At 71.3% G+C, this 23,687-nt stretch carries 23 protein-coding genes; 15 read left to right on the top strand and 8 right to left on the bottom strand.

What is annotated here, in order from left to right; translation table 11 throughout:
* Positions 1 to 84 precede the first annotated feature (84 nt).
* Together scy and mce are read right to left on the bottom strand one after the other, a co-directional pair.
* Positions 85 to 3,963 (bottom strand): polarized growth protein Scy, encoded by a 3,879-nt coding sequence (gene scy / locus ACIQJT_RS21665; RefSeq protein ID WP_402645814.1) that lies wholly within the window; start codon positions 3,961 to 3,963, stop codon positions 85 to 87.
* 208 nt (positions 3,964 to 4,171) lie between these two features.
* Entirely contained in the window at positions 4,172 to 4,612 is a 441-nt protein-coding gene (gene mce / locus ACIQJT_RS21660; RefSeq protein WP_365461883.1) for a methylmalonyl-CoA epimerase, read from the bottom strand.
* A 148-nt stretch (positions 4,613 to 4,760) separates the two neighbouring features.
* Between mce and ACIQJT_RS21655 the strand changes: the two genes are divergently transcribed.
* On the top strand, positions 4,761 to 5,963 hold the full coding sequence (locus ACIQJT_RS21655; RefSeq protein ID WP_402645810.1) for an acetyl-CoA C-acetyltransferase: 1,203 nt from the start codon (positions 4,761 to 4,763) through the stop codon (positions 5,961 to 5,963).
* Positions 5,964 to 5,997: 34 nt separating this feature from the next.
* Positions 5,998 to 6,954, top strand: a complete 957-nt coding sequence (gene meaB / locus ACIQJT_RS21650; RefSeq protein WP_402645808.1) for a methylmalonyl Co-A mutase-associated GTPase MeaB — start codon at positions 5,998 to 6,000, stop codon at positions 6,952 to 6,954.
* 266 nt (positions 6,955 to 7,220) lie between these two features.
* Here meaB and ACIQJT_RS21645 read toward each other — a convergent pair whose 3' ends face one another.
* Positions 7,221 to 7,871 carry a PepSY domain-containing protein gene (locus ACIQJT_RS21645; RefSeq protein WP_402645805.1) on the bottom strand — a complete coding sequence of 217 codons (651 nt, stop codon included), beginning with the start codon at positions 7,869 to 7,871 and terminating at the stop codon, positions 7,221 to 7,223.
* 145 nt (positions 7,872 to 8,016) lie between these two features.
* Here ACIQJT_RS21645 and ACIQJT_RS21640 point away from each other — a divergent pair, with 145 nt between their 5' ends.
* Both ACIQJT_RS21640 and ACIQJT_RS21635 read left to right on the top strand, forming a co-directional pair.
* On the top strand, positions 8,017 to 8,685 hold the full coding sequence (locus ACIQJT_RS21640; RefSeq protein WP_365461891.1) for a response regulator transcription factor: 669 nt from the start codon (positions 8,017 to 8,019) through the stop codon (positions 8,683 to 8,685).
* The gene (locus ACIQJT_RS21635) at positions 8,682 to 10,178 is read left to right on the top strand and encodes a sensor histidine kinase (RefSeq protein ID WP_402645802.1); all 1,497 of its coding nucleotides are present in this window, start codon (positions 8,682 to 8,684) and stop codon (positions 10,176 to 10,178) included. The genes ACIQJT_RS21640 and ACIQJT_RS21635 overlap by 4 nt, the downstream gene beginning before the upstream one ends.
* 13 nt (positions 10,179 to 10,191) lie before the next feature.
* Here ACIQJT_RS21635 and ACIQJT_RS21630 read toward each other — a convergent pair whose 3' ends face one another.
* From ACIQJT_RS21630 to ACIQJT_RS21615, 4 genes are all read right to left on the bottom strand, one after another.
* Positions 10,192 to 10,668 (bottom strand): MarR family winged helix-turn-helix transcriptional regulator, encoded by a 477-nt coding sequence (locus ACIQJT_RS21630; RefSeq protein WP_053851684.1) that lies wholly within the window; start codon positions 10,666 to 10,668, stop codon positions 10,192 to 10,194.
* A gap of 92 nt (positions 10,669 to 10,760) precedes the next feature.
* On the bottom strand, positions 10,761 to 11,558 hold the full coding sequence (locus ACIQJT_RS21625; protein WP_365461895.1) for an AIM24 family protein: 798 nt from the start codon (positions 11,556 to 11,558) through the stop codon (positions 10,761 to 10,763).
* Positions 11,555 to 12,205: an AIM24 family protein gene (locus tag ACIQJT_RS21620; protein ID WP_365461897.1), complete on the bottom strand. Its 651-nt coding sequence runs from the start codon at positions 12,203 to 12,205 to the stop codon at positions 11,555 to 11,557. Before ACIQJT_RS21620 ends, ACIQJT_RS21625 begins: the two co-directional genes overlap by 4 nt.
* A complete protein-coding gene (locus ACIQJT_RS21615) occupies positions 12,205 to 12,837 on the bottom strand; it encodes an AIM24 family protein (protein ID WP_053851681.1) in 633 nt (210 codons plus the stop codon). The genes ACIQJT_RS21620 and ACIQJT_RS21615 overlap by 1 nt, the downstream gene beginning before the upstream one ends.
* A gap of 508 nt (positions 12,838 to 13,345) precedes the next feature.
* On the opposite strand from ACIQJT_RS21615, the gene ACIQJT_RS21610 reads away from it, so the two are divergent.
* From ACIQJT_RS21610 to ACIQJT_RS21570, 9 genes are all read left to right on the top strand, one after another.
* The gene (locus tag ACIQJT_RS21610; RefSeq protein ID WP_365461899.1) at positions 13,346 to 13,690 is read left to right on the top strand and encodes a DUF3817 domain-containing protein; all 345 of its coding nucleotides are present in this window, start codon (positions 13,346 to 13,348) and stop codon (positions 13,688 to 13,690) included.
* On the top strand, positions 13,687 to 13,980 hold the full coding sequence (locus tag ACIQJT_RS21605) for an MTH1187 family thiamine-binding protein (protein WP_132838930.1): 294 nt from the start codon (positions 13,687 to 13,689) through the stop codon (positions 13,978 to 13,980). The genes ACIQJT_RS21610 and ACIQJT_RS21605 overlap by 4 nt, the downstream gene beginning before the upstream one ends.
* 146 nt (positions 13,981 to 14,126) lie before the next feature.
* A complete protein-coding gene (locus tag ACIQJT_RS21600) occupies positions 14,127 to 14,879 on the top strand; it encodes a hypothetical protein (RefSeq protein WP_365461901.1) in 753 nt (250 codons plus the stop codon).
* Positions 14,876 to 15,556, top strand: a complete 681-nt coding sequence (locus ACIQJT_RS21595; protein WP_402645797.1) for a DUF4166 domain-containing protein — start codon at positions 14,876 to 14,878, stop codon at positions 15,554 to 15,556. Before ACIQJT_RS21600 ends, ACIQJT_RS21595 begins: the two co-directional genes overlap by 4 nt.
* Entirely contained in the window at positions 15,553 to 16,203 is a 651-nt protein-coding gene (locus tag ACIQJT_RS21590) for a TetR/AcrR family transcriptional regulator (RefSeq protein ID WP_402645794.1), read from the top strand. Before ACIQJT_RS21595 ends, ACIQJT_RS21590 begins: the two co-directional genes overlap by 4 nt.
* A gap of 30 nt (positions 16,204 to 16,233) precedes the next feature.
* Positions 16,234 to 17,133, top strand: a complete 900-nt coding sequence (locus ACIQJT_RS21585) for an SMP-30/gluconolactonase/LRE family protein (RefSeq protein WP_402645791.1) — start codon at positions 16,234 to 16,236, stop codon at positions 17,131 to 17,133.
* Positions 17,134 to 17,575: 442 nt separating this feature from the next.
* Positions 17,576 to 18,085 (top strand): MarR family winged helix-turn-helix transcriptional regulator, encoded by a 510-nt coding sequence (locus ACIQJT_RS21580; RefSeq protein WP_086724885.1) that lies wholly within the window; start codon positions 17,576 to 17,578, stop codon positions 18,083 to 18,085.
* A gap of 43 nt (positions 18,086 to 18,128) precedes the next feature.
* Complete coding sequence (locus ACIQJT_RS21575) at positions 18,129 to 18,467, top strand: DUF3817 domain-containing protein (protein WP_365461907.1); 339 nt, start codon at positions 18,129 to 18,131, stop codon at positions 18,465 to 18,467.
* Positions 18,468 to 18,527: 60 nt separating this feature from the next.
* Positions 18,528 to 20,228, top strand: a complete 1,701-nt coding sequence (locus tag ACIQJT_RS21570) for a methylmalonyl-CoA mutase (protein WP_402645787.1) — start codon at positions 18,528 to 18,530, stop codon at positions 20,226 to 20,228.
* Positions 20,229 to 20,353: 125 nt separating this feature from the next.
* On the opposite strand, the gene ACIQJT_RS21565 is transcribed toward ACIQJT_RS21570, so the two are convergent.
* Complete coding sequence (locus tag ACIQJT_RS21565; protein ID WP_402645784.1) at positions 20,354 to 20,992, bottom strand: TetR/AcrR family transcriptional regulator; 639 nt, start codon at positions 20,990 to 20,992, stop codon at positions 20,354 to 20,356.
* A gap of 232 nt (positions 20,993 to 21,224) precedes the next feature.
* On the opposite strand from ACIQJT_RS21565, the gene ACIQJT_RS21560 reads away from it, so the two are divergent.
* Together ACIQJT_RS21560 and ACIQJT_RS21555 are read left to right on the top strand one after the other, a co-directional pair.
* Complete coding sequence (locus tag ACIQJT_RS21560; RefSeq protein ID WP_365465476.1) at positions 21,225 to 22,202, top strand: tetratricopeptide repeat protein; 978 nt, start codon at positions 21,225 to 21,227, stop codon at positions 22,200 to 22,202.
* A 663-nt stretch (positions 22,203 to 22,865) separates the two neighbouring features.
* Positions 22,866 to 23,528: a DUF6230 family protein gene (locus ACIQJT_RS21555; protein WP_365465473.1), complete on the top strand. Its 663-nt coding sequence runs from the start codon at positions 22,866 to 22,868 to the stop codon at positions 23,526 to 23,528.
* Positions 23,529 to 23,687: the final 159 nt, after the last annotated feature.

Genomic DNA, 23,687 nt, shown 5'->3' with positions numbered 1-23,687 from the left:
ACCCCTTTTGAGTGGCTAACCCTCGGACGGCTTGCCAAAAACTTGGTCAAAGGCCCCAGACGGCACCGGATTCCGACCAGTCGGTCAGCCGTCCGACGGCTTACCCGAACGAGGGGCGCCGACCGTGGCGCCCGCCTTGACGCCGCCGTCCTTGCCCGCCGACGGGGCCTCGAAGGATTCCAACGCCTCCAGGACGTCCTGGACACGGGAGATCTCGGTGTTGATGTCCTCACGGCGACGGACCAGCACCTCCAGCTCGCGCTTGCCCTCCTCGACCGTGCGCTTCGCCTCGCGGATCGCCTCGGCCTTGAGCTCCTCGGCCTCCCGGACCAGCGTGGCCTTCTTCTGCTCGGCCTCCTTGAGGAGCCCCTCGGCCTTCTTGACCGCGGCGATGCGCACCTTGCCGGCCTCCGAATTGGCCTCCGAGACCAGCTCCTTGGCCTTCGCCTGCGCCTTCGCGAGCTGCTCCTCCGCGGCCTTGATCAGCGCGTCGCAGCGGTCGCCGGTCGACTTCATGGTCTCCGCGGCCTCACGCCGGGCCCGCTCGTGCAGCGCCTCGATCTCGCCCGTGATCCGGTCGCGCAGCTCCTCGGCGCGCTCCCTTATGGCGGTCGCGTCCCGGCGGGCACCGACGAGCAGCTCGTCGGCGTCCGTACGGGCCTTCTCCACGCGGGCGTTGCCCTCGACCGTCGCCTCGGCCACCAGGCGGTCGGCCTCCTTGCGGGCCGCGCCCACCATGGTGTCGGCCTGCGCCTCCGCGTCCGCGGTGGTCTTGAGCGCCTGCTGCTGCGCCTCGGTGAGCAGCTTGTCCGCCTCGGCGGTGGTCTCCGTGATGAGCGTGTCGACCTGCTCGGCCGCCTCCGAACGCCGCTTGTTGGCGTCCTTGCGCGCCTCGTCGAGGGTTCGTTCGGCCTCCGCGCGCGCGGAGTTGACCAGTTCCTCGGCCGCGGCCGCCGCCTCGGCCCGCACCCGCTCGGCCTCGGTGCGGATCCGCTCCGCGTGCTGCTGTGCCTGACCCACCGTCTCGGCGGCCTCGGCCCGCAGCCGCTCCGCGTCCCCGGTGGCCTCGCCGATCAACTGCTCGGCCTGGGCGACCGATTCGGCCCGTACGCGCTCGGCCTCGGCGACCGTCTCGGTGCGCAGCCGGTCGGTGTCGGTGATGGTCTCCTCGGTGAGCCGCTCCGCCTCGCTGCGCGCCTCGGTGATGAGGGTGTCGGCCTGCCGTGCCGCGTCCGAACGGATGCGGTTGGCGTCCTCGCGGGCCTCCGCACGGGTGCGGGAGGCGTCCTGTTCGGCCTGGGCGATGGTGTCCGAGGCCTCGGTGCGGGCCCGCTGGGCGTGCTCGGACGCCTCCGAACGCAACCGCTCCGCCTCCGCGATCGCCTCCGAGACGGTGCGCTCGGCAAGCGACTTGGCGGCGTCCGTCTCCTCGGCGGCCTCGCGCCGGATCCGGGCCGCGTCCTCACTGGCCCGCTCCCGCTCGGAGTAGGCGTCCGAGCGGACCCGGTCGGCCTCCTCCTCGGCCTCGCGCCGGGTGCGGTCGGCCGCGTGCTCGGCGGCGCTGCGCAGCCCGGTGATCTCCTCCTGCGCCTGCTCGTGCAGCCCGGCGACGGAGTCCCGCACCTGCTGGGCGTGCTGCTCGGCGGCCGACACCATCTCGGTGGCGCGCCGGTCCGCCTCCTCGACCAGGCGCACCGCCTCGGCCTGCGCCTCCTCGACACGGTTGCGCGCCGAGGCCAGCAGCTCCTCGCTCTGCTCACGGGCCCGCTCACGCTCCTGGTCGGCCTCCTGGCGGGCCGAACCGAGGTACTCCTCGGCCTCACGGCGGCGCCGGTTGGCCTCCTCCTGGGCGGCGGCCAGCGTCTCGGACGCCTCGGCGGCGATCCGCTCGGCGGCGGTCTGGGCCTCCGCCCGGACCCGGTCCGCGGTGTCCTGGGCCTCCGTCTTGAGCCGCTCCGCCTCGGCGGCGGCCTCGGACCGCAGCCGTACGGCGACGGCCTCGCCCTCGGCGCGGGAGGCGGACGCGTCGGACGCGGCCTCGGTGCGCAGCCGGTCGGTCTCCTCGGCGGCCTGCTGCTGGAGGGTGCGGATGCGCTCGGCGGCCTCGGTGCGCAGCCGGTCGGTCTCCTCGGCGGCCTCGCGGCGGATCCGTGCGGCCTCCTCGCGGGCCTCGGTCAGGGCCTGCTCGGCGGTGGCGAGGCGCTCCTCGGCCTCGGTGTGCAGCCGGGCCAGTTCCTCGGCGGCCTCGGCACGGCGTGCCTCTACGGCCCGCTCGGTCTCCTCGCGCAGCTCGCTCGCGGCCCGCTCGGCGGCGGCGGTGATCTCCTCGGACAGCTCGACGGCCTCGGCACGCTGCCGCTCGGCCTCGTTGCGGGTGCGCTCCAGGGTCTCCTCGGCCTGCCGGCGCAGCGTGGTGGCGCGCTCGATGGCCTCGGTGCGGACCTTCTCGCTGTCCGCGGTGGCGGTCTGGCGCAGTTCGTCGGCGTCGGCCTTGGCCTTGGAGAGCAGTTCCTCGGCGGTCTTGGCCGCCTCCTCGATCTGCTGGACGGCCTCCTTGCGGGCCTCCGCGCGGATCTTCTCGCCCTCGGCGACCGCGTCGGCGCGCAGCTGCTCGGCCTCGCCGCGCAGCCGGCGGGCCTCCTCCTGGAGCTCGACCGTCTTGGCGCGGTACTCCTTGGTGTCGTCCTTCGCCGTGCCCTTGAGCTGCTCGGCGATGTCGTGCGCCTCGGCACGCAGCCGGTCCGCCTCGGCCTCCGCCTCCCGGCGGATCCGCTCGGCCTCCTCGGCGGCGGCCTTGGTGGTCCGCTGCGCGTCCTCCTGCGCCTTGTTGAGGACGTCCTCGGCGGTCTTGGCGGCCTTGGAGAGCTGGGTGGCGCTCTCCTCGGCGGTGATCGTGCGGGCCTTCTCGGCGGCCTCGGTGACGATCTTCTCGGCCTCGGCGCGGGCGTCCGCGACGATCTGCTCGGCGGCCTCCTTGGTCGCCTCGGCCTCCTGGTTGGCCTCGGTGACCAGCCGGGCGACCTGCTCCTTGGCCGTGCGGGTGCGCTGCTCGTTGGCCGACTCCGCGCTCGCCAGCGTCTTCTCGGCGGCCGACTTCGCCTCGGCGAGCACCTTCTCGGCCTCGGCCTGCGCCTTGCGCAGCGCCTCCTCGGCCTCCGTCATCCGCTGCTCGGCGGCCCGGCTCAGCTCGGTGGCCTGGCGGCGGGCGCTGTCCGACTCGGTCGCGGTGGAGGTGCGCAGCTGCTCGGCGTGCTCGGTGGCCTCCTGGGCCTGCGTGGCGGCGGCGTCCAGCAGGCGCTCGGCGTCCGCGCGGGCGCGGCGCAGCAGCTGTTCGGCCTCCGCGCGGGCGGCCTCGGCCTCGCTCTGGAGGCGCTGGCGGGCCTCGGTGGTGACCCGCTCGGCCTCGGCGCGGGCGGCCGCCATGGCCTGTTCGGCCTCCGCGCGGGACTCCTCCAGGAGCCGGCGGGCCTGGGCCTCGCTGCGGGCGCGCAGCTGCTCGGCCCACGCCACGTTCTCGTTGACGTGCGACTCGACGGTCTGCCGGCGCTCGGCCAGTTCCTGGTCGAGCTGCTGGCGGCGGGTGACGGCCTCCTGGTGCAGCTCCGCCTGAAGCCGCGCGGCCTGCTCGGCGTGCTCCTGGAGGATGCGCTGGGTCTGGGCGCGGACCTGGCTCAGTTCGCGCTCGGCGTCCTGGCGCAACTGGTCGGCCTGGATCTGCGCGTTCCGCAGCAACTGCTCGGCCTGGTAGCCGATGTCACCGCCGCCGAATTCGGGCCGGGACATGAGGGTGCGCCGCGCCTCGTGCAACTTGGCGCGCAGCACCTCGACCTGGTAGCCGAGGTCCTCGGCGTGCTGGATCGCCTTTTCCCGCTCGGTCTTCAGCCGATCCATCTCGGCCTCGAACCGAGAGAGGTGGTCGACGTCAGCCGCCGGCTCTCGCTCCTGGCGTTCGTAGCCCCGCACTGCGCGGTCCCATCCGTCCCCTGGTCGCAAGTCTCTCCGAACGAGCACCGTCCATCCGCCGGACGGGGCCCCCGGGGAATGGTGTCAGATCAACGACGGAGCATGGGCTGCTGCCGCCGCTCGTCCCCCGAAACCCGGACCCCGGAAAGCGGTCACCCCCCTTCCGGGAGCGACCGCCCCCAACCCTACCGGCCCATATGTACGAGGGTCAGTGCTCAGGTGACTCAACAGGCGCCGAAGTGACCAGTTCTGTCAGTACGCCATGGCAATCCTTAGGGTGCAGGAAGGTGATCCGTGACCCCATGGAGCCGCGTCGCGGCTCCTCGTACAGGACGCGTACGCCCTTGTCGCGGATGTCCGCGGCCTCGGTGTCGACATCGGCCGTACCGAAAGCGATGTGGTGGACGCCCTCGCCGTTCTTGTCCAGCCACTTGGCGACGGTCGAGTCGGGGCGGGTCGGCTCCAGAAGCTGCAGGTAGGAGGCGCCGCCGTCGGACGTCTCGTTGATCTTGAGCATGGCCTCGCGCACGCCCTGCTCCTCGTTGACCTCGGAGTGGAACACCTCGAAGCCGTACGTGGCCCGGTAGAACTCGACGGTCCTGTCGAGGTCGAAACAGGCGATCCCGATGTGGTCGATTCGCGTCAGCATGTAGTCAGTGCAGCGCTCGCGAAACGGTTACGCAACGTGCGCGCGATCACACCGACGGCCGGGTGACGGCACGGAGTGCCACTCAGTACATTCGAAGTAAACCCTCGTTCACTCCTCGGCAGTGCAGCCGGTAAGGGGATCGCAGCTCATGTCTGGATCGAACAGCACGACCTCGGTGATCGTCGCGGGCGCCCGTACGCCCATGGGACGGCTGCTGGGCTCGCTGAAGTCCTTCTCCGGAGCCGACCTCGGCGGCTTCGCGATCAAGGCCGCCCTCGACCGTGCGGGGATCGGCGGCGACCAGGTGCAGTACGTGATCATGGGCCAGGTGCTCCAGGCCGGCGCGGGGCAGATCCCGGCCCGCCAGGCCGCCGTCAAGGCCGGCATCCCGATGAACGTCCCGGCGCTCACCATCAACAAGGTGTGCCTGTCCGGCCTCGACGCGATCGCGCTGGCCGACCAGCTCATCCGCGCGGGCGAGTTCGACGTGATCGTCGCCGGCGGCCAGGAGTCCATGACCAACGCCCCCCACCTGCTGCCCAAGTCCCGCGAGGGCTACAAGTACGGGGCGATCGAGATGCTCGACGCCATGGCGTACGACGGCCTCACCGACGCCTTCGAGAACATCGCCATGGGCGAGTCCACGGAGAAGCACAACACCCGCCTCGGCATCAAGCGCCCCGAGCAGGACGAGTTCTCCGCGCTGTCCCACCAGCGGGCCGCCGCCGCGCAGAAGAACGGCATCTTCGAGGCCGAGATCACCCCCGTGGAGATCCCGCAGCGCAAGGGCGAGGCGGTCGTCTTCAGCAAGGACGAGGGCATCCGCGGCGACACCACCGCGGAGTCCCTGGGCAAGCTGCGTCCCGCCTTCACCAAGGACGGCACCATCACCGCCGGCTCCGCCTCGCAGATCTCCGACGGCGCGGCGGCCGTGGTCGTGATGAGCAAGGCCAAGGCGCAGGAGCTGGGCCTGGAGTGGATCGCCGAGATCGGCGCCCACGGAAACGTGGCGGGCCCGGACAACTCCCTCCAGTCGCAGCCGTCCAACGCGATCCTGCACGCCCTCAAGAAGGAGGGCCTGGAGGTCTCCGACCTCGACCTGATCGAGATCAACGAGGCGTTCGCGGCCGTCGCCGTCCAGTCGATGAAGGACCTCGGCGTGTCCACCGAAAAGGTGAACGTGAACGGTGGCGCGATCGCCCTGGGCCACCCCATCGGCATGTCCGGCGCCCGGCTCGTCCTGCACCTCGCGCTGGAGCTCAAGCGGCGCGGCGGCGGTGTCGGCGCGGCCGCCCTGTGCGGCGGCGGCGGTCAGGGTGACGCGCTGGTCGTGCGGGTACCCAAGGCCTGAGCCCCCTCGGGCAAACGCGTCGAACGGAGCTGTGATGCAGGACGTCTCCACCCTGGTGGCCCAGGCCAGGGAGGGCCGCCCACGGGCCGTGGCCCGGCTGATCTCCCTCGTGGAGGGGGCGTCCCCGCAGCTCAGGGAGGTCATGGCGACGCTCGCCCCGCTCACCGGCAACGCGTACGTGGTGGGCCTGACGGGCTCGCCCGGGGTGGGCAAGTCGACGTCCACCTCGGCCCTCGTGACCGCCTACCGCAAGCAGGGCAGACGGGTCGGCGTCCTGGCCGTCGACCCGTCCTCGCCGTTCTCCGGCGGCGCCCTGCTCGGCGACCGGGTGCGCATGTCGGAGCACGCGTCCGACCCCGGCGTCTACATCCGCTCCATGGCGACCCGCGGCCACCTCGGCGGCCTCGCCTGGGCCGCGCCGCAGGCCGTCCGGGTCCTGGACGCGGCCGGCTGCGAGGTGATCCTGGTCGAGACGGTCGGCGTCGGCCAGTCGGAGGTGGAGATCGCCTCCCAGGCCGACACCTCCGTGGTGCTGCTCGCCCCGGGCATGGGCGACGGCATCCAGGCCGCCAAGGCCGGAATCCTGGAGATCGGCGACGTCTACGTCGTCAACAAGGCCGACCGCGACGGCGCCGACGCCACCGCCCGCGAGCTCAACCACATGCTGGGCCTCGGCGAGTCCCGGAAGCCGGGCGACTGGCGCCCGCCGATCGTCAAGACCGTCGCCGCACGCGCGGAGGGCGTCGACGAGGTCGTGGAAGCCCTGGAGAAGCACCGCGCCTGGATGGAGGAGCGCGGTGTCCTCGCCGAGCGCCGCCGCACCCGCGCCGCCCACGAGGTCGAGACGATCGCCGTCACCGCCCTGCGCGAACGCATCGGCGACCTGCGTGGCGACCGGCGCCTGGACGCCCTCGCGGAGAGGATCGTCGCCGGCGAACTGGACCCCTACCGGGCGGCCGACGAACTCGTGAGGGGCCTGACCCGGGGCTGAGCCTCTGGCGGCCGGGCTTTTCATGTCGCCGGCCGTCACCACCGCCTGCCTCATCGCCGACGAGAGCGTGGACCCGAGGTGCGCACCCGGGCCGGGGCCTGGGCCTGGGCCAACACGGCCGTCAACGCCGGGAGCCCGGCCGCGGCGGGCGCCCCGGCCGGGCACCTGCCGGTGGCCGTGTGCTTCGCGGCGACGGGGGCGGCGGTCGTCCTGACGGCCCTGGCGGCCGCGGCAAGGTGTGCCGCGGCCGCGGGCCGACGTGCGACTCAGGCGTCGTCGCCGTCGTCGTCACGGTCCTGGGTGACCTCGCCCGAGTCGAGGGCGACCTTCCACTCGCCGTGCCTGCCGTCCTTGACGGTGTCCGCCGTCCAGGCCACGGTGCCGTGGTCGTCGTCGAGGCCGACCTCCGTCACCGCGCCCTTCGCGGCGGCGGCCAAGGCGGCCTCCCGGGCGTCGGTCCGCGCGCCCTTCACCGCGGCGAGCTCGGCGCGGTCGTCGGCGTCGCTGTCGTCGTCCGTGTCGCGCTGGGCGCCGAGCACCTTGCCGGAGTCCGGGGCGATCCGCACGTCGTACTCGGTGCCGTCGCCCTTGACGACGGTCACCTCCCACGCGTCGGCGCCGTCGTCGTCGAGGTCGGCGGAGAGGGCGGTGCCCGGGGTGTGCTTCAGGGCGGCGGCGATCGCCTCGGCCGCGGTGACGCTGCTGCCCGAGACCGCCGTACGGTCCCCGGAGACGTCGTCGCGGTCGTCCTGGTCGTCCGCGGAGTCGTCGTCGCGGTCGGCGGCCTGCCGGGCGCTCGTGGTCGACTGGCGCTGCGTCGCCGTCGCGTCGTCGTCCGCCGCCGCGAAGGCCGCGACGGTACCGCCGGTGGCCAGTGCGGCGGCGGTCAGGGTGGCGATGACGATGTTGCGCTTCATGAGGATCCCTCCAGAGCGGGTCTGCTTCGTTCAGCTTCGTTCTGCTTCACTCGTTCTCGACGACGACCACGCTGCCGGAGGGGAGCTGAAGCCGACCTGAAGCCTCCTGAAGGCGTCTTCAGGTTCGCTTTGCCACCCTGTACGCATGCGTCTGCTGATCGTCGAGGACGAGAAACGACTCGCTCTGTCCCTCGCCAAGGGCCTCACCGCCGAGGGCTACGCCGTCGACGTCGTCCACGACGGCCGGGAGGGCCTGCACCGGGCCGGCGAGGGCTCGTACGACCTGGTCATCCTCGACATCATGCTGCCCGGCCTCAACGGCTACCGGGTCTGCGCCGCCCTGCGCGCCGCCGGCCACGAGGTGCCGATCCTGATGCTCACCGCCAAGGACGGCGAGTACGACGAGGCCGAGGGCCTGGACACCGGCGCCGACGACTACCTGACCAAGCCCTTCTCCTACGTCGTCCTCGTGGCCCGCATCAAGGCCCTGCTGCGGCGGCGCGGCAACGGCACCGGGGCCTCGCCGGTGCTGGAGACCGGGCCGCTGAGAATCGACACCGCCGCCCGCCGGGTCTTCCTCGACGGCACCGAAGTCACCCTCACCGCCAAGGAGTTCTCGGTCCTGGAGCAGCTCGCGGTGCGGCCCGGGGAGGTGGTCTCCAAGGCGCAGATCCTGGAGCACGTCTGGGACTTCGCGTACGACGGCGACCCCAACATCGTCGAGGTGTACATCAGCACGCTGCGCCGGAAGCTGGACGCGGGCCTCATCCGGACGGTCCGCGGCGCCGGGTACCGGCTGGAGGCCGGGAGATGAGGCGGCTGTTCGGCTCGGTCCGGGCGCGGGCCACCCTCGCCGCCACTGTGGTCGTCGCCGTGGCGCTGGTCGCGGCCGGGGCGGCCGTGCTGCTCTCCCTGCGCTCCAACCTGATCGACGAGGCCGGCACCCAGGCCGAGCGGGCCGCGCGCAACGTGGCCGCCGACCTCTCCGGCGGGACGCCGTACACCGGCCTGGAGCTGGACGACGACGAGCCGGTCCAGGTCGTCGACGGGGACGGCCGTCTGGTCGCGGCCACCGAGCACCTGGAGCGGATCAGCGGCACGGGAGTCACCGAGGTGCAGCCACAGCCGTCCGCGGGCGGCACGGGCGGCGCGGGAGCCACGCCGGGCACCGGCGGGACAGGCGACTCCAAGGACTCCGGGGACTCCGGGGACGCCGAGGACTCCGACGACGACACGCAAGGGGACGACGCGGCGGGGGACGACCGGTCCGCCCTGGAGCCCGGCGAGATCGCCGACGACGTCCGGCTCACGGCCGGCTCCGCCACGATCGACGGGAAGTCCGCCGACTACCGCTTCGCGGCCGTGGAGGTCGAGGTCCCCGACAAGGGCACCCTCACCGTGTACGCGGGCGCCTCCCTGGACCCCGAGCAGAGCGCGGTGGACACCGCCCAGACCGTCATGCTGGTCGGCTTCCCGCTGCTGCTCGGTGTCGTCGCCGCCGTGACCTGGCTGGTCACCCGGCGTGCGCTGCGCCCCGTCGAGGGCATCCGCGCCGAGATGGCCGCGATCACCGCGTCCGAGGACCTCGCCCGCCGCGTGCCGGTGCCGGACACCCACGACGAGGTGGCCCGCCTCGCCCGCACCACCAACGAGACGCTGGCCGCGCTGGAGACCTCCGTCGAGCGCCAGCGCAGGTTCGTCGCCGACGCCTCGCACGAGCTGCGCAGCCCGATCGCCTCCCTGCGGACCCAGCTCGAAGTGGCCGCCGCTCATCCGGAGCTGCTGGACCTGGACGGGGCGGTCGAGGACACCGTACGGCTGCAACGCCTGGCCGCGGACCTGCTGTTGCTGGCCCGTCTGGATGCGGGGGAGCGGGTCACCGACGCGCGGATCGAGCTGGGGGCGCTGGTGCGGGAGCGGGCGGCAGGACGGGCCGGGGTGACCGTCCGGGCGGACGCCGTGGAAGTGACGGGCTCCCGGGGGCAGTTGGAGCGCGTGCTCGACAACCTGCTGGACAACGCGCGACGGCACGCGCGGTCGGAGGTCGCGGTGACGGTACGGCGGGACGGCGACCGCCGGGCCGTGGTCGAGGTGGCCGACGACGGGGACGGGGTGCCGCCCGAGGACCGGGAGCGGATCTTCGAGCGGTTCGTGCGGCTCGACGAGGCGCGGGCGCGGGACGACGGCGGGGCCGGGCTAGGGCTCGCCATCGCCCGGGACGTCGCCGCCCGGCACGGCGGCACGCTCACGGTCCGGGACGCGCCGGCAGGCGGAGCCCTGTTCGAACTCCGCCTGCCGCTCGCCTAGCCGTGCCCCGGTGTCAGGGGCGTCCCCGCTGCCCCCGCAGATGCTCCGCGATCGGCTTCAGGGCCTTGTCCAGCTCCGTCAGGGACTCGGGCGGTACGAGGTCGATGAAGTGCCTCCGCACGGACGCCACGTGATGCGGCGCGACCTTCTTCATCGTCTCCATGCCGTGCTCGGTCAGGACCGCGTACAGGCCGCGGCGGTCGGACTCGCAGTTCTCGCGCCGGACCAGGTCCGCGTTCTCCATGCGGGTGATCTGGTGCGAGAGCCGGCTCTTGGACTGGAGGGTGGCGGCCGCGAGATCGCTCATCCGCATCCGTACGCCCTCCGACTCGGAGAGATTGACCAGGATCTCGTAGTCGTTCATCGTCAGGCCGAACGGCTGCAGGTCCCTTTCGAGCTGATACGTCAACAGCCTGTTGACCTCCAGGTGGGTGCGCCAGGCGCACTGCTCCGCATCGGTCAGCCAGCGCGTGGCCGTCTCGGTCTCCATGAATGAAGTCTACCTAAAAGGTTGAAAGGCGAACTAATGAGGGTGGTGTGACTGTGCGCACGCGTTCGATGTCACACTCCGCAGACTACCGCTCACAGCCCGAAGCGACGCTGGAGGTCCCCGAGCTGTCCGGGAAGGCGCGGTGCCCCCGGCTGCTGCGGCTGCCCCGCGGGTGCCCCGTAACCGCCGGGCACACCGGGCTCGGACGGCACCACGCCCGTGGCCTGCTCGGCCATCAGCACCTCGGTCGACTGGAGCAGTACGGTCCCGGCCCCCACGAACTCGAACTGGTGCTCCTCGCCGGAGGCCCCGCCGAGGCCCGTCATCGCACGTAGACCGCCCATCAGGCCCGTCATGTACCCGTGGTCGTAGTGGTGGCAGGGCGAGGGGCAGTCGGCCCAGCCCACAAGCGCTTGCGGGTCCACCCGGATCGGGGGCTCCATGAACACCACCGGGCCGTTGGAGGCCGCCACGAACTTTCCGGTTCCGATGAGGGTGAGGAAGCCGGGCACGATCGACTGCTTCAGCGCGAGACTTGGCTGAAAAGCAAGCAGATTGCCGGAGCGAATGGTCAGGTTGCCGTCCTCGAGGTCGTACGAATTGACGTCGAAGGCCCGGTCGGCGAGGAGCATCTTGCCCGAGCCCTGCGCCACGACCCAGTCGCTCGCGTGCAGAGGCGAATGGAACGACGTGCGGACGAGACCGTCGAGGCGGCCGTGTCCGATGCCGTTGAAATCCATCTGCCCGTAGTAGGCGATCATCTTCCCCTTCTGCAGGAACCACTGGCTCCCCTTGAGCTCCACGCAGAAGGTGTAGTTGTTGACGTTGTCGTCCGACGGCAGCGTCATCGGGTCGTACACGGTGGGGCCCGCGCCCGGGTAGTGGCTCACAGCTTCTCCTCCGAGGCCTGGACGTACACCACGCCGTTCCCGCTGAGCTCCAGCTGGAAGGCCTCGCCGGAGCCGCGGCCCACCATGTCGCGCCAGCCGAGTGCCGTCGACAGCTTGTTGCGGACGTCGCCGTGGTGGGCGACATAGGCCTGCGGGTCGACGTGGACCGGGCGCTGCGGGGTGATCGGGACCTCGAAGACCCCGCCGTGGGCCATGACGGCCACCGAGCCGTGGCCCTTCAGCGTGGTCGTGAAGAGGCCCTGGCCGCTGATCTGGCCGCGCACCATGCCCATCACGCCACCCTGCGAGCCCATGAACATGGTGCCCTGCTGGAGGGTGCCCTCGAAGGCGAGCAGCCGGTCCGCCTCGACGTACAGGGTGTCGCCGGAGAGGTTGACCACGGTGACGTGGTGGCCGCCGTGTCCGAAGAGCACGGTGCCGCTGCCTTCCACCGTCATCAGGGGCGTGTCCTCGTTGGCCACGCGGCGGCCGATCATCGACATGACCCCGCCCTGGCCGCCCTGGATGTTCGGGGTGAAGGACACCTCGCCCTTGTACGCCAACATCGCGCCGCGCTGGCTGAACAGGCGCTGGCCGGGGAGTACGGTCGCCTCGACCATCTTGGAGTTGATCTCGCGGAACGGCATCACACATCCCCCGCGATCGTGTTGCGCTCGCTGGGCTGGACGTACACCAGGCCGTCGCCCTCGAAGCGGATCTGGAAGGCCTCGCCGCCGCCCTCGCCCATGAAGGTGCGGAAGGTCACACCGGACTGGAAGGACTGGTTGAGATTCCCCTGGTGGGCGATATAGGCGCCCGGGTCGACGGTGAGGGGGTACTGGCGGCTCACACGGAGGACGACCGCCGGCCCGTCCGACATGATCGCCGCCTGGCCGTGGCCCTCCACGGTCGTGGTGAAGAGTCCGTTGCCCTGCGAGGCGCCGCGCATGCCGGTGAAACTGGTTCCGGTGCGCAGGCCGGCGTCGGTCGCGAGCAGGTTGCTCGACTCCACGTACAGCTTGTCCCCCTGGAGGCTGACGAGGTTGATCTCGGAGGCCCGGTCCGCGAACCAGCACGTCCCGTGCCCCGACACCTCCATCACGGTCATCTGCTCGCCGGTGATGCGCCGGGTGACCATGCCCCGGATGCCCTCACCGCCGCCGCTGAGCTTTTTGAACTGCATCTGTCCGTCGTACGCGACCATGGAGCCGTTCTTCGCCTTCACGGCGTCCCCGGTCATGTCGACGGCGAGCACCTTGCTGCCTTGAAGTCGAAACATCGCCACGAGGTGAAGGTATCTGGCGGAGGGTGTCTGCGGACAGAGGTGTGGGTTTTCGGGTGCGGGTGGGTGGGGGCGGGCGTTTTGCGCAGTTCCCCGCGCCCCTGATGCCTGCGGCGCAGCCGCCTGTTCGGTGGGGGCTTGTGTAGCGCCTTGGGGTCGGTGGGTGGGTCGGTGCCGGGGTGGGGGGTGTCCGTCCTCGGTCCGGCGGCTCGGTCTCTTGAGTGGTTCTCTGTAACGGACGCCGGCCGCTGCGGGCGGACACCCTCCACCCCGTCCCCTCACCGCCGTACGCGACTGACGGCCCTCTGGGGCGCGCGGTGCGGCGAACGGTCCGTCGTGGTGCGGGTGACTGCAACTCCCCAGGGGCGCGGGGAACTGCGCGACAAGCCACGATGGGCCCGCAGCCGCCCCCCGGCACAGGCCCCGTCGAACCGTTTGTCACAATGGACGTGCGCTTGTGCGTTCGTTCACAAGCTGTCGACCGACCTCCCACCGAAGGTGACCCGTGGATCTCAAGACAGCCTCCGCCATCCGACGCCTCCGCCTGGTCTCCGCTCCCGAGGCGATCTCGTTCCTCGTTCTGCTCGTCTGCTCGGTGCTGAAGCGGACCACGGACTTCAACGCCGTCCCGGTGATGGGCTATGTGCACGCCTTCCTGTTCATCCTGTACGTGATCTTCTGGCTCGACGCCTGGAACCGCACCAAGTGGTCCGCGAAGACCGGGATCTGGTACTTCGTGCTCTCCGTGCTGCCCACCGGCGGTTTCTTCGCCGAGCGCAGGCTCAAGCGTGAGGCCGAGGACGCCGTGATCGCCTCCCGGGCTCGCCAGGAAGGGATCGTGAACGCATGATCGTCGCCTTCTCCGTGACCCCGCTCGGGGTCGGCGAGGACGTGGGGGAGTACGTCGCCGACGCGGTGCGGGTCGTGCGCGAGTCGGGGCTGCCCAACCGCACCGACGCCATGTTCACCTCGATCGAGGGCGAGTGGGACGAGGTCATGGACGTCGTGAAGCGTGCCGTGGCCGCCGTGGAGGCGCGGGCGCCGCGCGTGTCGCTGGTGCTCAAGGCGGACATCCGTCCCGGAGTCACGGACGGTCTGACCTCCAAGGTGGAGACGGTGGAACGGCACCTCGCCGGCTGACCGAGCCCCGTACGACAGACGAACCCCGGCCCGCGCGGGCCGGGGTTTTCTCGTGCCCGCTGATTGAGCAGTCGCTCAAAAACGTGTACCTTCCCGTCCTGAGAGTTTGAGCGGTCGCTCAAATGCTGAGCTCACCTGGGGGAACATTGGGGCTCTACATAGAGGCACGCATCCGTGCCGATCTCGACGACCTCTGGACGCGGACCCAGGAGCCGTCCCAGCACCAGCGCTGGGACCTCCGCTTCACGCGCATCACCTACCTCCCGCGCGGGGCGGACGAGCCGCAGCGCTTCCGCTACGCCACACGCGTGCTGCCCGGTCTCACCGTCGCCGGCACCGGTGTCGCCGCGGGGGAGCGGGAACGCCCCGACGGCACCCGCACCTCCGCCCTGCGCTTCTCCTCCCCGCACCCCCTCTCGCTCCTGGCGGAGGGCAGCGGCTACTGGCGCTACGTCCCGGACGGCGACGGCGTCCTCTTCCTCACCGGCTACGACTACCGCCCCCGCTGGGGCCGCTTCGGCGCCGTGGCCGACCGCCTGCTGTTCCGTCCCCTGATCGGCTGGGCGACCGCCTGGTCCTTCGACCGGCTGAGACTGTGGCTGGAACGCGGGATCACCCCGGAGCGGGCCCTGCGGAACTGGCTCGCCGAGCTCCTGGTCCGCGCCCTCGTCGTGCTCGTCGCCGGCACCGGACTCGGCCTGGAGCGCTTCCTGCACCTCTTCGGCCCGCTCGCGGCGCCGATGGCCTTCCTCTCGCCGCTCCTCCTCGCCCTCGCCATCTCCGTGGCCCTGTTCAAGTCGCCCCTGCCCGGCACCCCGGCCGCCCGGCGCTGTCTGCGCCGGCCCTCCACACGCGTGCGTGCGCCGCGTGTCCTGCGCACCCTGGAGACCCCGCGATGACCTCGATGTTCCGCACGGTGATGGGTGCCGACTTCGACCGCCTCCACCCCCGGCTCCAGCGCCGCTTCTCGGTCGGGCTGGCGTCCGGCGAGGCCTGCACCGGCCGGGGCGTGATGGACCGGGTCTGGCACGGCGGGGCCTTCGTGAAGCCCTTCCTGGCCCTCGGCACGACCCGCAACATCCTGGTGCCGACACCGGGGCGGAACGTGCCGTTCGTGATCGAGAACGTGCCGTACGTGGACACCCACGGCCGTGAGACGGTGACCTTCGTGCGCACCTTCCGCCTGCCAGGCCGCCCCCGCCGCTTCGACGCCCAGATGGTGCTGAGCCCCAAGGGCGACCGCATCCTCGACTACCTCGGCACCCACCAGCACCTGGCCAGCGAGCTGCACTTCAGCGCCGAGCCCGACGGCTCGCTGCTGATCCGGTCCGGGGAGCACCGGTTCCGGGAGGGCGTGGTCGACGTCCGGGTGCCCGAGCTGATCGGCGCGACGGCGGAGGTGAGGGAGTCGTACGACGACCGCGCGGGCCGCTTCCGCATCCGGGTCCGTGTCGTCAACCGGTACTTCGGCCCGCTCTTCGGCTACGAGGGGTCCTTCGAGGCGACGTACAGCGACATCACGACGTGCGGGGTGCGCCCCGGCCTGCGTCCCGTGCGCGAGGAGTCGCGCGCGTGAGCCCCGAGTCCGCCAAGTCCCTGGAGACCAAGGCCAAGCTGCTCGACGGCGCCCTGCGCACCCTCACCGAACAGGGCATCGCCAAGACCTCCGCCCGCACGGTCGCGGCGGCCGCGGGCGTCAACCAGGCGTTGGTCTTCTACCACTTCGGCACGGTCGACGAACTGCTCGCCGCGGCCTGCCGCTACGGAGCCGAGCGCTCGGTGGCCCGCTACCGGCAGCGGCTGGCCGAGGTGACCTCGCTGTCCGAACTGCTGGCTGTGGGACGGCGGGTCCACGAGGAGGAGCGGGCCGGAGGCCATGTGGCCCTCCTCGGCCAGCTCCTGGCCGGCGCCCAGACCCACGCCACCCTCGGGCCCGCCACCGCCGCCGGCCTTGAACTGTGGATCACCGAGATCGAGCAGGTCCTCACCAGAGTCCTCGCGTCCACCCCCTTCGGCGAGTTCGCCGACCCCGCGGGCCTGGCCCGGGCGGTGGCCGCGTCCTTCGTGGGCATCGAGCTGTACGAGGGCGTCGACGCGGCAGGCGCCACGTCGGCCCTGGACGCCCTGGAGCAGCTCGGCGTGCTCGTCGCCGCACTGGAGGACCTCGGGCCGGTCGCCCAGCGCGCGGTGCGCCACCACCTCCGGCGGACCGGCCGCCGCTGACCCCGTCCCACCCCTACCGAGAGGACCCCGGTGCCCGACAGCCTCTACGAGATCCTGGACGACCGCTTCCTGCCCTGCACCAAAGGCGACAGCAGGCTGGAGACCCTCCACGACGGCTGCCGCTGGGCCGAGGGACCCCTGTACCTGCCCGCCTGGCGCCAGCTCGTCTGGAGCGACATCCCGAACGACCGCATCCTGCGCTGGGACGAGGCCACCGGCGCGGTCGGCGTGTTCCGGTCCCCGGCCGGCAACAGCAACGGCATCACCGTCGACCGGCAGGGCCGGCTCGTCACCTGCGAACAGGGCAACCGCCGCGTCACCCGCACCGAGCCCGACGGCACGGTGACCGTGCTGGCCGAGCGCTGGCAGGGCAAGCGCCTGAACAGCCCGAACGACGCCGTCGTACGCTCCGACGGCACGATCTGGTTCTCCGACCCGGACTTCGGCATCCTCAGCGACTACGAGGGGCACCGGGCCGAGTCGGAGATCGGGGCGTGCCATGTGTACCGGATCGATCCGGGCACGGGAGAGGTGTCCCTCGCCGCGGACGGCCTCGACGGCCCCAACGGGGTGATCCTCTCGCCCGACGAGCGACGGCTGTACGTCTCCGACTCACGGGCGGCCCGGATCCACCGCTTCGACGTCCACGCCGACGGCACGCTCTCGCACGGCGAGGTCTTCGCCGAGGCCCCCGCCGGCGTCCACTTCGACAACATCCGCTTCGACGACGAGGGCCGCCTGTGGGCTGCCGCCCTGGACGACGGCATCCACTGCTACGCCCCCGACGGCACGCTCATCGGCCGCGTCCGGGTGCCGGGGCGGGTGGCCAACGTGACCTTCGGCGGCCCGAAGGGGAACCGGATGTTCATCGCTGCGACGAGTTCCCTGTACTCGCTGCTGATGTCGGTGACGGGGGCGCGGCGGGTGTAGGGGGGTGCCGGTTGCGATTGTCGGCCGGGTGCGGGTCCGGTGGGGGCTGGTCGCGCAGTTCCCCGCGCCCCTGAGTAGTCGCAGTCACCGGCGCTACGACGGACCGTTCGCCGCACCGCGCGCCCCAGCGGGCCGTTGGCCGCGTACGGCGGTGAGGGGACGGGGTGGGGGGTGTCCGCCCGCAGCGGCCGGCGTCCGTTACCGAGAACTGCTCGATGGACCGAGCCGCCGGACCGAGGACGGATACCCCCCACCCCGGCACCGACCCACCCACCGGACCGCACGCGCTACACGAACCCCCACCGGGCAGCGACGGGCCGCCGCAGGCATCAGGGGCGCGGGGAACTGCGCAAAACGCCCGCCCCCACCGAATCCGCACCCGAGAAGTCTGAAGGGCGAGACACTGCTGACCACCATGTGACCGGCCGGTAAGGTCGTTGCCGTGCCGAAGCCGCTCAGTCTCCCCTTCGACCCCATCGCCCGCGCCGACGAGCTCTGGAAGCAGCGCTGGGGAAACGTGCCGTCCATGGCCGCCATCACCTCGATCATGCGGGCGCACCAGATCCTGCTCGCCGAGGTCGACGCGGTGGTCAAGCCGTACGGACTGACGTTCGCGCGCTACGAGGCACTGGTGCTGCTCAACTTCTCCAAGGCGGGCGAGCTGCCGATGTCGAAGATCGGCGAGCGGCTCATGGTGCACCCCACGTCGGTCACCAACACCGTGGACCGCCTGGTCAGGTCCGGTCTGGTCGACAAGCGCCCCAACCCCAACGACGGACGCGGCACCCTCGCCTCCATCACCGACAAGGGCCGCGAGGTCGTCGACGCCGCCACGCGGGACCTCATGGCGATGGACTTCGGCCTCGGTGTGTACGACGCCGAGGAGTGCGCGGAGATCTTCGCGATGCTGCGCCCGCTGAGGGTCGCGGCGCGGGACTTCGACGAGGAGTGACCCGGGGCAAGATCTCCCGGAACGGACGGTTACGCTCGACGGCATGAAGAAGAGCGTGCTGACCCGCTACCGCGTCATGGCCTACGTCACCGGTGTGCTGCTGGTCCTGCTGACCCTCGGCGTCATCGCCAAGTACCTGCTCAAGATCGACGGCGCCGACAGCTTCACGACGGCCGTCGGCATCGCGCACGGCTGGCTGTACGTCGTCTACCTCGTCTTCGCCTTCGACCTGGGCTCCAAGGCGAAGTGGCCGGTCGCCAAGCAGCTGTGGGTCCTGCTCGCCGGGACGATCCCCACGGCGGCCTTCTTCGTGGAGCGGAAGGTCAGCCGCGAGCTGGAGAGCAGGATCACGGACGGGACCCCCGCCCCCGTCAAGGCGTAACGCACGCGTACGGCGGTCGCGTGTCGACGTTCACTTGGGCGTCCCAGTAGCTTCGATGGTATGGACGCTGACGCCATCGAAGAGGGCCGCCGACGCTGGCAGGCCCGGTACGACGCCTCGCGCAGGCGTGAGGCCGACTTCAGCACGCTGTCGGGGGACCCCGTGGAGCCGGTGTACGGGCCGCGGCCGGGGGACACGTACGAGGGCTTCGAGCGGATCGGGTGGCCGGGGGAGTACCCCTTCACGCGCGGGCTGTATCCGACCGGCTACCGGGGGCGGGCCTGGACCATCCGGCAGTTCGCCGGGTTCGGGAACGCCGAGCAGACCAACGAGCGGTACAAGAAGATCCTGGCCGACGGCGGCGGCGGGCTGTCGGTCGCCTTCGACATGCCGACGCTGATGGGACGGGACTCCGACGACCCCCGCTCGCTCGGCGAGGTCGGGCACTGCGGGGTGGCCGTCGACTCGGCGGCCGACATGGAGGTCCTGTTCCGGGACATCCCGCTCGGTGACGTGACGACGTCCATGACGATCAGCGGACCCGCCGTCCCCGTCTTCTGCATGTACCTGGTCGCGGCCGAGCGCCAGGGCGTGGACCCGTCCGTCCTCAACGGCACGCTCCAGACGGACATCTTCAAGGAGTACATCGCGCAGAAGGAGTGGCTCTTCCCGCCCGAGCCGCACCTGCGCCTCATCGGTGACCTGATGGAGTACTGCGCGGCCGGCATCCCCGCCTACAAGCCGCTGTCCGTCTCCGGCTATCACATCCGCGAGGCGGGATCCACGGCCGCGCAGGAACTCGCCTACACGCTCGCCGACGGCTTCGGCTACGTCGAACTGGGGCTCTCCCGCGGCCTGGACGTCGACGTCTTCGCGCCCGGCCTCTCCTTCTTCTTCGACGCGCACGTGGACTTCTTCGAGGAGATCGCCAAGTTCCGTGCGGCCCGGCGCATCTGGGCGCGTTGGATGCGGGACGTGTACGGGGCGCGGTCCGAGAAGGCGCAGTGGCTGCGGTTCCACACCCAGACAGCCGGGGTGTCCCTGACCGCGCAGCAGCCGTACAACAACGTCGTCCGTACGGCGGTCGAGGCGCTCGCGGCCGTGCTCGGCGGGACCAACTCGCTGCACACCAACGCGCTGGACGAGACTCTGGCCCTGCCGTCGGAACAGGCCGCGGAGATCGCGCTGCGCACCCAGCAGGTGCTCATGGAGGAGACCGGGGTCGCCAACGTGGCCGATCCGCTGGGGGGTTCGTGGTTCGTGGAGCAGTTGACGGACCGGATCGAGGCGCAGGCGGAGAAGATCTTCGAGCAGATCAGGGAGCGGGGGCTCAGGGCGCATCCGGACGGACGGCATCCCATCGGCCCGATGACCTCGGGGATCCTCCAGGGGATCGAGGACGGCTGGTTCACCGGCGAGATCGCGGAGGCGGCCTTCCGCTACCAACAGGCCCTGGAGAAGGGCGAGAAGAGGGTCGTAGGGGTGAACGTCCACCACGGCTCGGTCACCGGCGACCTGGAGATCCTGCGGGTGAGCCACGAGGTGGAGCGGGAGCAGGTGCGGGCGCTGGCCGGCCGCAGGGCGGCGAGGGACGAGGAGGCCGTACGAACTGCCCTGGAGGGGATGCTCGTTGCCGCCCGCGACGGGTCCAACATGATCGGCCCGATGCTGGACGCGGTGCGCGCCGAGGCGACCCTGGGGGAGATCTGCGGGGTGCTGCGGGACGAGTGGGGGACGTACACGGAGCCGGCCGGGTTCTAGACGCCGCTCACCTGCGGTTCGAGAACGGGTATCCCGTACCGCTACCGCTGGACGGCCGTCGCCCACGAGGCCCTCGGCCCCTTCGCGGTGGCGCGGGACCCCGGGGCGGACGCCCTTTCACGGTGCTACACGGCCCCGTCCGCCTCCGCGGCTCCCCGAAGTCCCAGCAGCAGCACGCGCGTCAGGCTGCGCACCCATGCGGCGTCGGCCGGCTTCGAGCTCACCAGGCAGCGGTGGACCACCGAGCCGGCGACGATGTCGAAGATGAGGTCCGCGGTGCGGGCCGCCTCGAGCGGGTCGGTTTCCGGGGGCAGTTCACCTCGGGACTGGGCGCGGGAGCGGCCCTCCAGGACCAGCCGCTTCTGCCGTTCGACGATCGACTCGCGGATGCGTCCGCGCAGCGCGTCGTCCCGCGTCGACTCCGAGATCACGGCCATCAGGCCGCTCTGCGCCTCCGGTCGGGCCAGGATCGCCGCGAACTGGAGGACCACTCCCTCGATGTCCGCGGCGAGGGTTCCGCTGTCGGGGAGTTCGAGTTCGTCGAAGAGTTCGGCCACCGCGTCGACGACGAGTTCGTTCTTGCCGGCCCAGCGGCGGTAGAGGGTGGTTTTCGCGACCCCCGCACGGGTAGCCACATCTCCCAGCGTGAGCTTCGACCAGCCCAGTTCCACCAGCGCGGCCCTGGTCGCCGCGAGGATCGCGGTGTCCGCGGCGGCGCTGCGCGGGCGTCCGGTGGCGCGGGGGGCGGGGCTGCGGCTCTGCATTCTCCGACCATAACCGGCCGTTCTCGGACGGCAGTGAGGGAGATCACCGGGGCGGGGTACCGGGTGGGCACTCGGTGCCATTACGCTACGACTCGTAGCGAAAGCTCGTGACGGACGTACGCGGGCGACGGTGCGCACGGCGTGGGGTGGGGACCCGGCGTCAGGACCGCGCTGCACGACCGGCTTTCACAGCGCTTTTCACAGACGCGCGCGCACGGGGGAGGATAGACGCATGCAGCCACGGAACATGTCCATGAGCGGAGTCGTCGACCTCGCCGCGGTGAAAGCGGCCCAGGAGGCCAAGGCGAAGGCGGAGCAGGCCCGCGCCGAAGCGGCCCGGCACGGCGGCGGCCCGGGTGCCGTCTCCCCGGCCGATCTCGTCATCGACGTAGACGAGGCGGGTTTCGAACGCGATGTCCTGCAGCGGTCCACCGAGGTCCCGGTCGTCATCGACTTCTGGGCCGAGTGGTGCGAGCCCTGCAAGCAGCTGAGCCCGGTGCTGGAGCAGCTCGTCGTCGAGTACAACGGACGCCTGCTCCTCGCCAAGATCGACGTCGACGCCAACCAGATGCTGATGCAGCAGTTCGGGGTGCAGGGCATCCCGGCCGTGTTCGCCGTCGTCGCCGGACAGGCCCTGCCGCTCTTCCAGGGCGCGGCCGGCAAGGAGCAGATCCAGCAGACCCTGGACCAGTTGGTGCAGGTCGCCGAGCAGCGCTTCGGGCTGACCGGCCTGACCGTCGACCCGGACGCCCGGCCGGGCGCCGCCGCACAGCCCGCCGAGGTGCCGGCGGGACCCTACGACGCACTCCTCGAAGCCGCCGTACGCGCCCTGGACGCCGGGGACTTCGGCGGGGCCGTGCAGGCCTACAAGAACGTGCTGAGCGACGACCCGGGCAACTCGGAGGCCAAACTGGGGCTCGCCCAGGCGGAACTGCTCCAGCGGGTGCAGTCGCTCGACCCGCAGCAGACGCGCAAGGACGCGGCCGAGAGGCCCGGTGACGCGCAGGCGCAGATCGCCGCCGCCGACCTGGACCTGGTCGGCGGTCACGTCGAGGACGCGTTCGGGCGGCTGATCGACACCGTGCGCCGCACGGCGGGGGACGAGCGGGACACCGTACGGCTGCGGCTCCTTGAGCTCTTCGAGGTGGTCGGGGCCGACGATCCGCGGGTCTCGGCGGCCCGCAGGGCGCTGTCCCGGGCCCTGTTCTGAGGGCGGGAACCGAGCGGGGCGCCGGGCCGGTTCTGACCAGTTGCTAAACGCCCCGGCCTGTGTTGCCCGAGTGAAAGATCTGTCGTCGGGGTGTCACTGCGGCCGCGCTTTACCAAAACTTGGTAATCGCGGCCGCTGTTACTTCCAGTAAGTCACCGCCGTTGATCTGTCGGATTCTGTCCATCGATCAACTGCTTTGTCCTCCCCCTCTCTGCCACCCAGCGTCGCCGACCGAGACCAGCGGGTCGTTGTTCGGTTATCCGGCCGTTACTACCGAGTAACGAAGCCCCTTGTGCGGGCGGCGAGAATGCACCACGATCGGCGACGCTCGGTCCTTTCCCGTACCCCGACAGCCGGTCGGGCCGCGGGAATCCGTGGGTCCCCACCGAGCAGAGCAGGCGGCAGGTGCGCCGGCTCTCGGACAGGGGGGGTCTTCGCCCATCCGGCGAAGCCTGTCCAGCAAGGTTGTGCGTGATGCGTGTCAGGCGCGACCAGTGGTTGTCGCTCGGGGGTGATCGCCGGTGATCGGTGCGCGGTTCGCGCCTCCGAGTGCGGGCGCTCTCCTTCCCGAGGACGTAGCACTTCTCCCATCCCTGCCCGGCTGAGCCGTCCTTTCGAGAGGGCAGTCAGGGTCAGGAGATGTACGTCCGAGAAGGAGGAAATATGGAGTCCCAGGTGCGTGGCGGGACCAGATGGAAGCGGTTCGCTGTGGTCATGGTGCCCAGCGTCGCCGCGGCCGCCGCGGTGGGCGTCGGGCTTGCGCAGGGTGCGCTCGCCGCGTCGTTCAGCGTGTCCGGCCAGGAGTTCAAGGTGTCCGCCGGACACCTCGAGGGCCAGGGCTTCGCCCAGTACGGCGGTATCGACACGGGTTACACGTCGACCGACGGCAAGGACAAGTCGGCGGTGCACCCGGTCGCGATCTCGTCGTTCAGGACGGCGCAGATCACGAACATGTGCCAGTCGGTCGCGACCAAGATCCCGCTCATAGGCAAGACGGTGTACCTCCGTCTTGAGGCGGGCCCGGACGCGGACCACAAGGTCGAGGCCGAGAACCTCTACATCGACGTCGCCCAGCTCGACGCCAACGCGACGTTCAAGAACATCGACATCGGTGTTGCTGCTCAGGACACCGCCAAGAGCAAGGGCGGTAGGGGTCCCGAGCTGAAGCAGGGTGACAACGTGCTGCCGGGCGGCTTCGCCCAGCAGGCGGAGTCGGCGGATCTCACGAAGGTGGAGCAGACGGCGTGGGCCACCACCGCCGGCACCTTCAAGCTCAGCGGTCTGTCGATGCGCCTTGGTACGGACGCCAAGATGGAGTGCTTCTGACGACTTCGGTCGTGAGCTGACAAGGGGGGGGGGTGGAGAGGCTGTGCCTCTCCACCCCGCCTGCCGGGTCCGACGGCCGACGGCGGACGACAAACTCAGACTTTCCGGCTTTCCGTGCGTACGGCCAAGTCGGTATGTACCTCAACCGGACCCAGGGAG

This window comes from Streptomyces sp. NPDC091972 (assembly GCF_044756385.1).
Lineage (GTDB): Bacteria > Actinomycetota > Actinomycetes > Streptomycetales > Streptomycetaceae > Streptomyces.
This window is presented reverse-complemented; position numbering and strand designations above follow the sequence as displayed.